We start from the raw sequence: 13,306 nt of genomic DNA, 5'->3' as shown, positions 1-13,306 counted from the left end.
GAAGTTTCTGCAAAAAAAACGTCTCGTTAATTTTAACGAGACGTCTGTATTATTTAGCTTCTACACAAAAAACGGCATAAGGAATGACTGTTGCCGAGGGATAGACTTTTTTGACATTTTTAAGATCATCGGCTGCACTTTGTTTCGAAAAGTAGCTTCCGGCTAATATTTTATAATTTGGCCTCAATGAAGCATCTGTTTCTACTTTCAAGCTTCTAAAATTATTCCTGAACTCAGCTCCTATTTTTCTTGCCTCTTCGTTGCTTTTAACAACTACAACCTGGATTTTGTAACCCATGATTTTCGGGTTTTTTCTACAGATTTCTGCAGTTGTGAGTTCCCTGCTCGGAACCAGAATTTTTGTTGGCGTTTTTACAGGAGCGTCCGTAGAACGGTTGCAATTGCCCTCTATTTTTTCCAGAGCATCATTGATACGTTCATCCAAAGCAAAAGAAAGTTCGGTTCCCGATAAAGTATCTTTTTTTACAACGTATTGAGCGTCAATTTTGTAAAAACAAAATAACGTTGAGATTATGAAAAGCTTGAGCAGATTGTTCATTTAAAAATTATTTTCAGCAAATTTAAAATAAATTAGACGAAACACAAATGCTGTTATTTAGAACTATTACAAATTAAAAAGAAATGAGAAAATCCATACAAATTGCTCTTCTTAATTTTTGTTAAAGTGCTATTTTTGCGGAATTGAATGTAAACTCAATAAATTTTACTAACCCAAGATTATATAAATGATTAGTTGGAGAAAGCATTACAAAAAGGGTCTGATAGCAATTAGTTTATTGTTGTCAACCGGCGCTTCAGTTTATGCACAAGGCGATCCAAAAAAAGGACAAGACTTGTTTAAGGCAAATTGTACCGCTTGTCACGCATTGGACAAAAAGGTTGTTGGGCCTGCTTTGGGCGGCATTGTTGATAAACTTAAAAAAGAGCAGAATCTTGATACAGATTGGCTTCACAAGTGGATCACCAATAATGAAAAACTCAGAGCATCAGGCGACAAGTATGCCAACCAAGTGTATGAAGAAAATGGAAAGGTTGCAATGCAGGTCTTCGAAGGTAAGCTTTCGGATGCTGATATTGATGATATCCTGGCATACACAAGTAATCCTCCGGCTGAAGAACTGGCTGCTGATAAGGCTGGTGAGACTGCCGTTGATAGTACTGCATCCATTGAAGCTGCAAAAGCGCAACAGCTAAATTCTAAAATCATGATTGCTGCTTTGATTGCGATCGCAGGTTTATTGTTCTGGCTGTTACTGAAGATTCGTCAACTAGTAAAAATTCAGCAATCGCCAGAGTTGTCAGAGCTTGATTCCACAAGAATTACCTCTTTCTCCGCATTGTACGAAAAATACAGTTTTGTAGGAAAAGGTATTGTCGGATTACTGGCATTATTTGCTGCATATGGCGTTTGGAACTGGTTGATGTGGATTGGGGTTTATAAAGGATACGCTCCGGAACAACCGATGTACTTCTCTCATAAGATCCATGCAGGGGAAAATAAAATCGACTGTCAGCTTTGCCACTCAGGGGCTAAGTATGGAAAAGTTTCAGAGATCCCTTCTCTTAACGTTTGTATGAACTGCCACAGGTCTATATCTGAATATAAAGGTAAATATATCGAACCAGGGAAAGACAGAGAGTTCTATACTTCACAAATCAAAACTTTGTACGCTCACGTAGGTTGGGATGAGTCTAAGCAGGCTTACACTGGCAAAACAGAACCTGTTGAATGGACAAGAATCCATAACATGCCGGATTTTGTATATTTCAATCACTCTCAACACGTTATAGCTGGTGAGCAAGCAATTATCAACTCTTTCAATGCTAAGCAGAAAGATGCTGCTAACAAAATAGATGTTGTTTGTAAAGCTTGTCACGGAAAAATTGATACAATGAATGTTGTTCAAATGGCTAACAACTTCACCATGGGATGGTGTATAGAATGTCACAGAACTACAGAAGTAGATATGAACAATGGTTACAATAAAGAATACTTCAAAAATCTGCATGATAAGTTGAAAAAACAATATGGTGAAGGTGCTAAAATTACCGTAGATGCGATTGGAGGTCTTGAGTGTGGTAAATGTCATTATTAATAACAAAAATTAGAAGTATAAATGGCTTCAAATAAAATACAATTCAGAAGTATTCACGAACTAAAAGATCCGACTTTGAATGCAAAGTTGGCTGCTAAAGAGTTTCAGAATGAAATTCCGGTTGAAGATTTCTTAGATAATTCTGAGAATAATTCAGGAACTTCTCGTAGGGATTTTCTTAAATTATTGGGATTTTCTACAGCTGCAGTAACTTTGGCAGCATGTGAGGCTCCGGTTATCAAAACAATTCCTTATGTGGTTAAACCGCATGATATCATTCCGGGGATTCCTAATTTCTATGCATCTTCTTATTTTGATGGTTTCGACTTTGCAAGTGTTTTAGTAAAAACAAGAGAAGGTCGTCCAATCAGAATCGATGCTAATCCTGCGGCTGGTTCTCTTGGTACAACCAATGCAAGAGCTCAGGCAAGTGTTCTTTCTCTTTACGATAATGATAAAGTGAAGAAGCCTGCTTTGAACGGAGAAGAGCAGGAAGATTTTAACAAAGTCGATGATTTCATCCTGAAAGGTTTGACAGAATCTCAGGCTGCCGGTAAAAAGATTGTTGTATTATCTCATTCTTTTCCTAGCCCGACTTTCAAAAAATTATTCGGAGATTTCAAAACAAAATATCCTTCAGCTGAACTAGTAACTTATGATGCTTTTCCTTATGCAGCGGCATTAGATGCTGCTCAGGAAGTTTTCGGACAAAGAGCATTGCCGGTTTACGACCTTAGCACTTCTCAGTTAGTTGTTTCTTTCAATGCAGATTTTTTAGGAGATTTTAATGCTTCTAGCTTAGAAGTTTCTTATGCTGCTGCGAGAAAACCGGGAGAAAATATGTTGAGACATATTCAGGTTGAATCCAATATGAGTCTGACTGGAGCTAATGCCGATTCTAGATATAGATTGAAGCCAAGTTCAGTTTTCAAAACTTTAGTAGAAGTTTATAATGGACTGAATGGCGGAACTTCTGATAAACTTGCATCAGAAATCGTAAAGGAGCTACAGGCAAAAGGAAGCAATGCAGTTGTTTTTGCAGACGGATCCAAAGCAGCTTATGTTTTAGCCCATTTGATTAATCAAAAATTAGGATCTAAAGCTTTTACTGGTAAAGCTAATTTCCTTAAAGAATATGACAACGCAAGATTCAATGAATTTGTTTCTTGGCTGAATGGCGGACAGGTTGGTGTTCTTATTACGAACAATATCAACCCGATTTATTCCCATGCAAAAGGTCAGGCTTTAAAATCTGCGATCGAAAAAGTACCTTATTCTGTTGCAATCACAGATAAGAAAAACGAATTATATAAAGCTTCTAAGGCAGTTATTCCTTTCGCACATTGGCTAGAATCCTGGGGAGATATTACTCCGGAAACTGGAGCTTACTCATTGATGCAGCCTACTATCCAGAAAATCTATACTTCGAGACAAGTTGAGGAATCTTTATTGATTTGGATCAATGGTAAAAACAACCCGGCTAATAATTATTACAATTATCTTAAAGCTAATGCTTTAACGCTAAACGGAGGACTTTCTTTCAACAAAAACCTTTATAACGGCTTCACTGCTGGCGGTCTTTCTACAGGATTAGCTTACTCTGGTGGAAATGCTGCTCAGGCTATTGCTGAATTATCAGCTTTCAAACCCGCTCAATTAGAATTACAACTCTATACAAAACCATCTATTGGTGACGGAACACAATCTAACAACCCTTGGTTGATGGAGCTTCCGGATCCAATCTCAAGATTATCCTGGGATAATTACCTGACAATCTCTCCAAAAGATGCAAAATCTTTAGGCCTTGAGAATAAGCTTAATGCAAGAATGCAGTTGGATGGTGATACAGTGAACTTAACTGTAAATGGTGTTACACTGAAGAATGTTCCGGTATTTATACAGCCAGGACAAGCTGAAGGCTCGTTGGGATTAGCGCTTGGTTATGGTAAAAAGGATTCCGGAAAAGTGGCAGAAACCGGTGTTAATGCTTATCCATTATTCGATGGTTACAATACAGTTCTTACTAACGTAAAAATTGAAAAGTCAGGAGAAGATTATGAGTTTGCAGGAATGCAGCTTCAGAATACCTTGATGGGACGTTATGAGATCGCCAAAGAAGTAAGTTTGGATGATTTCATTAATAAACCAGTTGACGAATGGAACAAACCATTGGCTATGCACACGATTGGAGGCGAACTTCCAATTGGAAAAGTGGATCTTTGGGATGCTTATGATGATACAGATGGTCCTCACTTCAATTTATCAGTGGATCTTAACTCTTGTACAGGATGTGGCGCGTGCGTTATTGCTTGCCAGGCTGAAAACAACGTTCCAGTTGTAGGAAAAGAAGAGGTCAGAATGTCGAGAGATATGTATTGGTTAAGAATTGACCGTTACTATTCTACGGAACAAAAAGTTGAAGTTTACGAAGGTCTTAAAGAGGGAATGGCAGTTCCTGAACTTTACGGAAGTAACCTTTTGGGTATTGAGGGTGCATTGGAAAATGCGGCTGAGAATCCGGATGTTATTTTCCAGCCAGTAATGTGTCAACACTGTAATCACGCTCCTTGTGAAACAGTTTGCCCGGTTGCTGCAACATCTCATGGTAAGCAAGGCCAGAACCAAATGGCTTATAACAGATGTATTGGTACAAGATATTGTGCGAACAACTGTCCATATAAAGTAAGAAGATTCAACTGGTTCAATTATGCATTGAATGACAGATTCGATTTCAATATGAATAATGACCTTGGTAGAATGGTTCTTAACCCGGATGTTGTAACAAGAACAAGAGGGGTAATGGAAAAATGTTCTATGTGTATCCAATTGACTCAGAACGTTATTCTGGAAGCTAAGAAAGAAGGCAGAAGAGTTCAGGATGGAGAATTCCAGGTGGCTTGTGCTAATGCTTGTTCTACAGGCTCACTGAAATTCGGAGATATGAATGATGTTAATTCGGAAGTTCGTAGCTTGTTCAGCAGTAATAGAAAATATACGTTGTTAGAAGAAATTGGTACAAAACCAAATGTATTCTACCATACTAAAATCAGAAACAGAAAAGAAAGTTTAAATAATAAATAGGTAAAAAATGTCAGGACATTACGAAGCTCCGATAAGGGAACCTTTAATTATTGGTCACAAGACTTATCACGATATTACAGAAGATATCGCAAGACCTATCGAAGAACGTGCAGGTAAACTATGGTGGGCATCTTTGTATGCAGCCTTGATTCTGTTCGTTTACGGATTTGGTTGTATCGCTTACACTATTGGGACCGGAATCGGTGCGTGGGGACTTAACAGAACGATCAACTGGGGTTGGGATATCACCAACTTTGTATGGTGGGTAGGTATCGGTCACGCAGGAACACTAATCTCGGCGGTACTATTATTATTTAGACAAAGATGGAGAATGTCTGTTAACCGTTCTGCAGAGGCGATGACGATCTTCGCTGTTTGTCAGGCGGCTATATTCCCGGTAATTCACATGGGTAGAGTCTGGGTTGGATACTGGGTTTTCCCTTTACCAAACCAATTTGGTACACTTTGGACCAACTTCAACTCGCCGTTACTTTGGGATGTATTTGCAATCTCAACTTATTTCTCGGTATCAGTTGTATTCTGGTTTATGGGATTGATTCCTGACTTTGCAATGATCAGAGACAGAGCAAAAACGCCTTTCAATAAAAAGATTTATACGCTCCTTGCTTTTGGATGGGGTGGAAAAGCAAAACACTGGCAAAGATTCGAAGAATTGTCTTTGGTGTTAGCAGGTTTAGCAACGCCACTTGTATTCTCGGTACACACTACGGTATCCTTTGACTTCGCGACATCGGTTATCAAAGGTTGGCACTCGACAATCTATCCACCATATTTTGTTGCCGGAGCGATTTTCTCAGGATTTGCAATGGTACAGACATTATTGTTAGTAGCAAGAAAAGTTTGTCACTTAGAAGATTATATCACAATGTACCATATCGAGATTATGAATATCGTAATCGTTGTAACAGGTGGTATGGTAACTGTAGCTTATGCAACCGAATATTTTATCGGCTGGTATTCAGGTTCTAGATTTGAAGATTTTACATATCTATCTCCTGGTGCGGCTGTTGGACCTTACTGGTGGGCATTCTGGGCATTGATTATCTGTAACCTGGTTGTACCGGCAGCGTTCTGGTTCAAAAAAGTTAGAACTAATATCTTCTGGACATTCATTATCGCATTGATCATTAACATCGGTATGTGGTTTGAACGTTTTGATATTATCGTTATCAACTTGTCAAGAGATTACTTACCGTCATCTTGGACAATGTTTAAGCCAACAGTAATTGACGTTGGTGTATATCTTGGAACAATTGGATTCTTCTCTGTATTATTCCTTTTATATGCAAGAACATTCCCTGTAATTGCGCAGGCTGAATTGAAGAGTATTTTGAAAATTTCCGGTGAAACTTATAAAGCAAAAGAAGGAGATGAGCACCACTAAGATTATATATGGACTTTACGGCGACGACGATGATCTAATGCACGGCGTTAAAGCCTTCAATGATAAAGGGATTAAGATAAACGAAGTTTATACGCCATTCCCGGTTCACGGACTAGATAAAGCTTTGGGCTTAAAAAAGACCAGGATTTCTGACGCAGCATTTATCTATGCTTGTTACGGAGTTACAATTGGGATCACATTGACATGGTATATAATGGATCATGACTGGCCACAGAATATTGGTGGTAAGCCTGCATTTGACTGGGCTCATAATATGCCAGCATTCGTAGACCCAATGTTTGAATTAATGGTATTCTGTTCTGCTCACCTTATGTCTTTGACTTTCTTGATAAGAAATAAAATGTATCCTGGTGCAAAACCTCAGAATCCAGATCCAAGAACTACGGATGACAAATTTATGATGGAGTTTGTGTCTGATGATGTTGAAACGATTAAACAACTGTTGATTGATACAGGTGTTGAAGAAATAACTGTTAAAGATGCCTAAGATGAAGAATAGTATATTAAAATTGACAGCAATCTTTGGTTTAACAACTGTTTTACTGAATTCTTGTGGCCCAAAAGATAATCCACCTTTGGTATATTTTCCGGATATGTATTTCCCCGTAGCTTATGATCCATTGATGAAAGCTAAGGATGCTTATTCTGATCATGAAAACGAAATTCCGGCTTTTGTTGCTCGTAATGGCGAAACTGGTTTGTCCCCTGTTGAAGGAACAGTTTCTCAAAATAAAGATGGAATCGTAAGTGAGGAAACATTACCTAAAAATGTTGATGAATACAACGCTGGATATGATGCTTCAAAATCAATTACAACTTCTCCACTGAAGCCTGAAAATCTTGAAAAAGATTTGGCCAGAGGGAAAGTATTGTTTGATCATACCTGTTCTGCTTGTCATGGTACAGGAGGAGATGGACAAGGCCCAATTGTACAAAGTGGTGCTTATTCCGGAGTTCCTAATTATGCTGATAGGGATATCACGATAGGATCTATCCATTATGTTCTAACAAATGGTAGAAATGCAATGGGATCTTATGCAGGACAATTGAATGTTGGAGATAGATGGAGAGTAGCTCTTTATGTTTATAATACATTCAAAGCACCGTCTCTTAAAACAGCTCCGGCAACAGCTGCTCCAGCTGCGACAGAAAAAACTTCTACTGCTCCAGCAGCAGCTGAAGCTAAAACCAATGCTAAATAAAAAAAGAAAAAAATGTATAGTTTTTCACCTAAATTAAGATTATATTCAATTATACTCATTGTTGTAGGAGTTGTTTTATTCGGTATTGGTTATGCACTTAACCACGGATTGGATGATACTGCAATCTCTCATTGGATGGAGTCGGTTCATTCCAAAGGACATGAAGCACCTTCACATTCTAGTGAGTTAGTTGGTCCTCAGGATCATAATGCACACCTAGAACACGCTAAGCATCAGATTCACAATCAGCCTTTAGCAGCTATCCACACCTTTGCAGTATTTGCTTTTGGAATCAGCTGTTGTGCATTATTCTTTTACAGTATCCAACACGCGGCACACGCTGGCTGGTCTATTATTGTAACAAGAGTAATGGAGGCTATTGCATCATATATTCCTTACGGAGGTGCAATTTTGGTTATTATAATGTTACTTAATATTACCCATCAAGGACATCTTTTTCATTGGATGGATCCCAATTTGACGGATCCAAATTCACCAGAATTTGACGTGATATTATTCGAAAAGAAAAGGTTCCTTAATATTCCTTTCTATGCTATCAGAACGTTTATCTACGTTGTGGGTGCATCATTCTTTGTTTGGAAATTAAAAAGTCTTTCTAAGAAGGTTGATGAGAACAAAGGAAACAGAAAGATCTACGCAAGCTTATATAGCTGGAGTGTTGGTTACATTGCATTCTTCGGGTTTGCATCTGCAGCCTGGGCTTGGGATTGGTTGATGTCAATTGACCCACACTGGTATTCTACGCTTTATATCTGGTACTCAATGGTTAGTTGTTTATCAACTTCTATTGCAGTAATGATCCTGATTAGTGTTTATCTTAAGAAAAAGGGTGTATATCCTCAATTCAACAATAATCACCTTCATGATCTGGGTAAGTTCTTATTCGCAACAAGTATGTTGTGGTCTTACCTTTGGTTCTGTCAGTTCATGTTATATTGGTATGCAAACGTTCCGGAAGAGGTTAACTACTTCTTCGGTAGATTCGAATACTACAGACCGACATTCTTACCGATGCTGATCATCAACTTCTTGGCACCGCTATTGGTTTTAGTAAGCAGCAGCATCAAGAGAAATTACAAAGTGGTGACCTTTATGGCTTGCCTGGTAATTTTTGGTCACGCTGTAGATTATTTCAATATGGTAATGCCTGGAACGGTTGGTCCATATTGGAACAATGCTTCTAACGCATTATTGGTATTAGGTTCATTTGTTTTCGTAGTAGGTTTATTTACATTCACTGTAATGACAGCTTTAGCGAAATTGAAATTGATGCCAACAGGAAATCCATATTATCACGAATCGGAGATTTATGAATATCCTTTCTAATTAATTTAGAAATCAAAATATAACCCAGCAGCAATGTTGGGTTTTTTTATTAAATTTAAAATGAAATTAAAATACAGATGATTCATAAAATACCCATCGAAAATATTCTTTTCCTAGATATCGAAACCGTTCCTCAAATTGATTCCTGGAATAATCTTGATTCTACAACCCAATATCTTTGGGATAAGAAAACCAAACATCAAAGGAAAGAAGAAGTTGAGGCTTCTGATTTTTATGAGCAGCGTGCTGGCATAATGGCTGAATTCGGAATGATCATTTGCATTTCGATAGGGATGATCGATAACAACACCGGAAAACTAAAAATCAAAACATTTTCTGGCGAGGAAAGAAACTTATTAATTTCATTCTGCGAGTTATTCAATAGTCCTCGTTTGAATAATATTATTCTTTGTGCTCACAACGGAAAAGAATTCGATTTTCCTTATATCGCAAGACGACTTTTAATTCATGGGATTCAGCCTCCTGTCCCATTCCAAATGTTCGGAAAAAAGCCTTGGGAAATTCCGCATATCGATACAATGGAACTTTGGAAATTCGGAGACTGGAAAAATTATATTTCCCTGGAATTGTTAGCTCACGTCTTCGGAATTCCCACTCCAAAGGACGACATTGACGGAAGTATGGTTGCCGATATATACTACAAAGACGGTGATATAGACAGAATCATTCATTATTGTGAAAAAGATGTCTTAACTTTGGCAAATGTTTTCAGACGGATGCGTCAGGAAGATTTATTAAAAAGATTAGATTAACAATGAAATATACAGATGACCAAATAGCTGATATTGGTGAAGAAATAATCAAGGAACTTAAAACGGTTTTTGACCCTGAAATTCCAGTTGACATCTATGAACTGGGATTGGTTTATGATGTTCAGATTTCGGATGAAGGTGAAGTTTTGGTAATAATGACTCTGACATCACCAAACTGCCCCGTTGCAGAAACACTGCCTGTAGAAGTGGAAGAGAAAGTGAGAGGTGTGGAAGGCGTGAAATCTGCGAAAATCGAACTCACTTTTGAACCAACCTGGACCAAAGAAATGATGAGTGAAGAAGCCAAGTTTGAACTTGGTATGTTATAAAAATAAATCCTGCTAATTGCAGGATTTTTTATGTTAATCTTGATATTCGAAAAGGAAAATTTTCTTGATGTCTGGATGAAGGCTCAGATAGACCGGAGAGTTTTTTGCAGTATGCTCTATAAATTCTTTTTCCTCCAAAGAATAAGAATGAGGGAATTTAAAAACACAGAAAATCTCTCCAATTCTTCTTGGTTCAAAATACATTGTTTTTTTCAATTCGCAAGTTGCACCGGTAATGTCGATGTTTCTATCCTTACCCAAAACAACCAGGGAAGCAAATACACTCTCTGCCAATGCGGTTGCAAAAATGTCTGTCGGAGAAAAATGCTCTCTCACAGTAAAATCATTGGAAGGAATGTAAGTTGAGAAAACTTCACCAGAGGCTTCGTGTACAGATTCGATTTTGGATTCGCCTAAGTAAGTTGTTTTTGAAGTCATAACGTGGATATTAAATTGTTTTTTCTGTAATAAATTTACATCATTTTTTTGAATTTCCGAATTTCATTTATGAATAATTGTTAAAATATGATAAAATTTATATTTTGGACTTCAAATTAAAAATGAAAAATATCTTTCGCCATGTTATAAGCACTTTCAAAATGGAGCAGATTCTGATGAACATCCAGTTTCTCTGATTGCATAAAAGTGAAAACCTTTTCGGTCGGCATATTTCCGACCAAATCATCTTTCGCCATTGGGCAACCGCCAATTCCTTTTATAGCGCTGTCAAATCGCCTGCAGCCTTCATCATAAGCCGCTTTCAATTTGATATAAGAATCTTCGTATCGATTATGAAAATGCGCCCCGAAATTAATGCCGGGATATTTCGCAGGAATTTTATTAAACAAAAGCGAAATCCTTTCCACATCACCAACGCCGGTTGTGTCCGATAAAAGAACATCTTTGATGCCGATTTCCTCGAAGCGTTTTGCCCAAAAGTCCACATCTTCCCATTTCCAGCTTTCACCGTAAGGATTGCCGAACGCCATTGAGAAATAGAGATTCAGTTGTCTGCCTTCAGATTTTGTCAGCTCCAGGATTTTCACCACTTCGGTAAAAGCTTCCTCTCTGCTTTTGTTAGTATTCCTGTGTTGAAAAGTTTCGGAAATTGAAAACGGAAAACCCAAAATATCAATCTGCTCGTGACTCAAGGCCTTTTCAGCACCACGTAGATTTGCTACTACAACTGAGAGTTTTGTATTGGAAAGCGATTTGTCAATCTCGTCCACCACAATTCCGGAATCAGCCATTTGAGGCATCGTTTTCGGATTCACGAAGCTTCCGCAATCCAGAACATCAAAACGCACTTCCATCAGTCGGTTGATGTAATCTATTTTTTTCTGCGTGGGAATCATTTCTCCCCAACCCTGCATAGCGTCCCGTGGACATTCTGTTAAGAACATTGTCTTTCAATTTTAAATATTTGGGCAGCTTAATCCGCCTTCCGCTCCCAATCTTTTCACTTCACTACGTTGCGTAAAAAGGATTTCCGCTCAAGTCGGGCTGCTGTGATTCGGCGTTCCAATAATACTAATCGGCGCTCGCTTCGCTCGCGCACAACAACATCTCAGATTTTTGATAATTCACAACTTATCAATCATCATATATTATTTGTCGTTCACTGCATAAATATATAACTTTGCGGAGATATAGCAAATTATATGGAAAACATCCAATTAGACGGGATTTGGAGAGAAAAACTTCTTAACAGATTCATCACTTACATCAAAATCTATTCAACCAGCGACGCAGAAAGTGAGACCACACCTTCTACAGAAAGGCAGTGGGATATCGCCAATTATCTATACAAAGAATTGCAGGATCTGGGATTGGAAGATGTGAGTATTGATGAGAAAGGATACGTTTTTGGATTCATTCCTTCTAATAAAGAGGAGAAAGTTCCGCAGGTTGGATTCATAGCCCATTACGATTCTTCACCGGATTTTAATGGCGAGAATGTGAATCCGCAAATTTGGGAAAATTATGATGGTGAAGATTTGTTATTGAACAAAGAAACCGGATTTACTTTGTCATCAACAAAATTTGAATCCTTAAAAAAGTATATCGGTCAAACCATCATCACAACGGACGGGACAACATTACTAAGTGCGGATGATAAAGCCGGCGTTGCAGAGATTGTAACAGCAGCAGAATTCCTTTTGGCGAATCCGCAAATCAAACATGGTAGAATCTCGATCGGATTCAATCCGGATGAAGAGATTGGAAGAGGTGCGCATCATTTTGATGTTGAGAAATTCGGAGCTGAATGGGCCTATACAATGGACGGCGGAGAAATCGGTGAGCTGGAATTTGAAAACTTCAATGCAGCCGGGGCTGTGGTAAAAATCCACGGATTGTCTGTACATCCAGGCTATTCTTTTGGAAAAATGCTGAATGCGGGATTAGTTGCATCAGAATTCATCAATTCACTTCCAGCTAATGAAACACCTGCAACAACAAAAGGTTTCGAAGGTTTTTTCCATCTGACAGATTTCGAAGGCGATGTTTCCGAGGCTAAGCTTCAATATATCATCCGTGATCACGATGACCAAAAATTTGAAGAAAGAAAAAAACTGATTGCTGATAAGGTTGATGAAATCAACAAAAAGTATGGCGATAAAACGGCCGAGATAGAAATCAAGCAGCAATATCTCAATATGAAAAAGCAGTTCGAAGGTAAAATGCACATTGTTGATATTGCAGAACAGGCTATGAAAGATTCCGGGATCGAGCCGAAAATCAAAGCCATCAGAGGCGGGACAGACGGTGCGCAATTATCATATATGGGATTGCCTTGCCCTAATATCTTTGCTGGCGGACACAATTTCCACGGGCCTTACGAATTTGTACCTTTGGAAAGTATGCTGGCTGCAATTAAAGTAATTGTGAATATTGCGCAGTCCGTAAAATAATATGAACCACAAAAGAAACAAAAGTTTAGCGTATTTTTTTTAAGCTTAGCTTCAGAAAAGTAAAATAGATTTTTTGTTCTTTAATTATATCAAGCAGTAATAGCTTTTGAGCCTTTTGC

At 38.2% G+C, this 13,306-nt stretch carries 12 protein-coding genes; 9 read left to right on the top strand and 3 right to left on the bottom strand.

Features of this window, described 5'->3' with window-relative positions; translation table 11 throughout:
- Positions 1 to 49 precede the first annotated feature (49 nt).
- Positions 50 to 559 (bottom strand): SPOR domain-containing protein, encoded by a 510-nt coding sequence (locus QOL71_RS03805; RefSeq protein WP_283415646.1) that lies wholly within the window; start codon positions 557 to 559, stop codon positions 50 to 52.
- Between the two features lie 187 nt (positions 560 to 746).
- Here QOL71_RS03805 and QOL71_RS03800 point away from each other — a divergent pair, with 187 nt between their 5' ends.
- The 8 genes from QOL71_RS03800 (at position 747) to QOL71_RS03765 (ending at position 10,275) form a co-directional block, all read left to right on the top strand.
- Complete coding sequence (locus QOL71_RS03800) at positions 747 to 2,117, top strand: c-type cytochrome (protein ID WP_283415645.1); 1,371 nt, start codon at positions 747 to 749, stop codon at positions 2,115 to 2,117.
- Positions 2,118 to 2,138: 21 nt separating this feature from the next.
- Positions 2,139 to 5,198, top strand: coding sequence for a TAT-variant-translocated molybdopterin oxidoreductase (locus tag QOL71_RS03795; protein WP_283415644.1), 3,060 nt, complete (start codon positions 2,139 to 2,141; stop codon positions 5,196 to 5,198).
- Between the two features lie 7 nt (positions 5,199 to 5,205).
- Positions 5,206 to 6,603, top strand: a complete 1,398-nt coding sequence (gene nrfD / locus QOL71_RS03790) for an NrfD/PsrC family molybdoenzyme membrane anchor subunit (RefSeq protein WP_283415643.1) — start codon at positions 5,206 to 5,208, stop codon at positions 6,601 to 6,603.
- Complete coding sequence (locus QOL71_RS03785) at positions 6,590 to 7,111, top strand: DUF3341 domain-containing protein (protein ID WP_283415642.1); 522 nt, start codon at positions 6,590 to 6,592, stop codon at positions 7,109 to 7,111. The genes nrfD and QOL71_RS03785 overlap by 14 nt, the downstream gene beginning before the upstream one ends.
- Positions 7,104 to 7,826 carry a c-type cytochrome gene (locus QOL71_RS03780; RefSeq protein ID WP_283415641.1) on the top strand — a complete coding sequence of 241 codons (723 nt, stop codon included), beginning with the start codon at positions 7,104 to 7,106 and terminating at the stop codon, positions 7,824 to 7,826. Before QOL71_RS03785 ends, QOL71_RS03780 begins: the two co-directional genes overlap by 8 nt.
- Before the next feature lie 12 nt (positions 7,827 to 7,838).
- On the top strand, positions 7,839 to 9,173 hold the full coding sequence (locus QOL71_RS03775; protein ID WP_283415640.1) for a quinol:cytochrome C oxidoreductase: 1,335 nt from the start codon (positions 7,839 to 7,841) through the stop codon (positions 9,171 to 9,173).
- 77 nt (positions 9,174 to 9,250) lie between these two features.
- On the top strand, positions 9,251 to 9,946 hold the full coding sequence (locus tag QOL71_RS03770) for a 3'-5' exonuclease (protein WP_283415639.1): 696 nt from the start codon (positions 9,251 to 9,253) through the stop codon (positions 9,944 to 9,946).
- A 2-nt stretch (positions 9,947 to 9,948) separates the two neighbouring features.
- On the top strand, positions 9,949 to 10,275 hold the full coding sequence (locus QOL71_RS03765) for an SUF system Fe-S cluster assembly protein (protein WP_283415638.1): 327 nt from the start codon (positions 9,949 to 9,951) through the stop codon (positions 10,273 to 10,275).
- A 33-nt stretch (positions 10,276 to 10,308) separates the two neighbouring features.
- On the opposite strand, the gene QOL71_RS03760 is transcribed toward QOL71_RS03765, so the two are convergent.
- Together QOL71_RS03760 and QOL71_RS03755 are read right to left on the bottom strand one after the other, a co-directional pair.
- Positions 10,309 to 10,713: an OsmC family protein gene (locus tag QOL71_RS03760; protein WP_283415637.1), complete on the bottom strand. Its 405-nt coding sequence runs from the start codon at positions 10,711 to 10,713 to the stop codon at positions 10,309 to 10,311.
- A 116-nt stretch (positions 10,714 to 10,829) separates the two neighbouring features.
- Positions 10,830 to 11,678: a beta/alpha barrel domain-containing protein gene (locus QOL71_RS03755; RefSeq protein ID WP_283415636.1), complete on the bottom strand. Its 849-nt coding sequence runs from the start codon at positions 11,676 to 11,678 to the stop codon at positions 10,830 to 10,832.
- Positions 11,679 to 11,936: 258 nt separating this feature from the next.
- Here QOL71_RS03755 and pepT point away from each other — a divergent pair, with 258 nt between their 5' ends.
- Positions 11,937 to 13,187, top strand: a complete 1,251-nt coding sequence (gene pepT, locus QOL71_RS03750) for a peptidase T (protein ID WP_283415635.1) — start codon at positions 11,937 to 11,939, stop codon at positions 13,185 to 13,187.
- The last annotated feature ends 119 nt before the right edge of the window (positions 13,188 to 13,306 follow it).

The organism is Epilithonimonas pallida, assembly GCF_900182975.1.
Lineage (GTDB): Bacteria > Bacteroidota > Bacteroidia > Flavobacteriales > Weeksellaceae > Epilithonimonas > Epilithonimonas pallida.
This window is presented reverse-complemented; position numbering and strand designations above follow the sequence as displayed.

Bases quoted from the DNA above. Each gene is read 5' to 3' on its own strand.
- QOL71_RS03805 (WP_283415646.1), bottom strand. From the start codon at position 559: ATGAACAATCTGCTCAAGCTTTTCATAATCTCAACGTTATTTTGTTTT.
- QOL71_RS03800 (WP_283415645.1), top strand. From the start codon at position 747: ATGATTAGTTGGAGAAAGCATTACAAAAAGGGTCTGATAGCAATTAGT.
- QOL71_RS03795 (WP_283415644.1), top strand. From the start codon at position 2,139: ATGGCTTCAAATAAAATACAATTCAGAAGTATTCACGAACTAAAAGAT.
- nrfD (WP_283415643.1), top strand. From the start codon at position 5,206: ATGTCAGGACATTACGAAGCTCCGATAAGGGAACCTTTAATTATTGGT.
- QOL71_RS03785 (WP_283415642.1), top strand. From the start codon at position 6,590: ATGAGCACCACTAAGATTATATATGGACTTTACGGCGACGACGATGAT.
- QOL71_RS03780 (WP_283415641.1), top strand. From the start codon at position 7,104: ATGCCTAAGATGAAGAATAGTATATTAAAATTGACAGCAATCTTTGGT.
- QOL71_RS03775 (WP_283415640.1), top strand. From the start codon at position 7,839: ATGTATAGTTTTTCACCTAAATTAAGATTATATTCAATTATACTCATT.
- QOL71_RS03770 (WP_283415639.1), top strand. From the start codon at position 9,251: ATGATTCATAAAATACCCATCGAAAATATTCTTTTCCTAGATATCGAA.
- QOL71_RS03765 (WP_283415638.1), top strand. From the start codon at position 9,949: ATGAAATATACAGATGACCAAATAGCTGATATTGGTGAAGAAATAATC.
- QOL71_RS03760 (WP_283415637.1), bottom strand. From the start codon at position 10,713: ATGACTTCAAAAACAACTTACTTAGGCGAATCCAAAATCGAATCTGTA.
- QOL71_RS03755 (WP_283415636.1), bottom strand. From the start codon at position 11,678: ATGTTCTTAACAGAATGTCCACGGGACGCTATGCAGGGTTGGGGAGAA.
- pepT (WP_283415635.1), top strand. From the start codon at position 11,937: ATGGAAAACATCCAATTAGACGGGATTTGGAGAGAAAAACTTCTTAAC.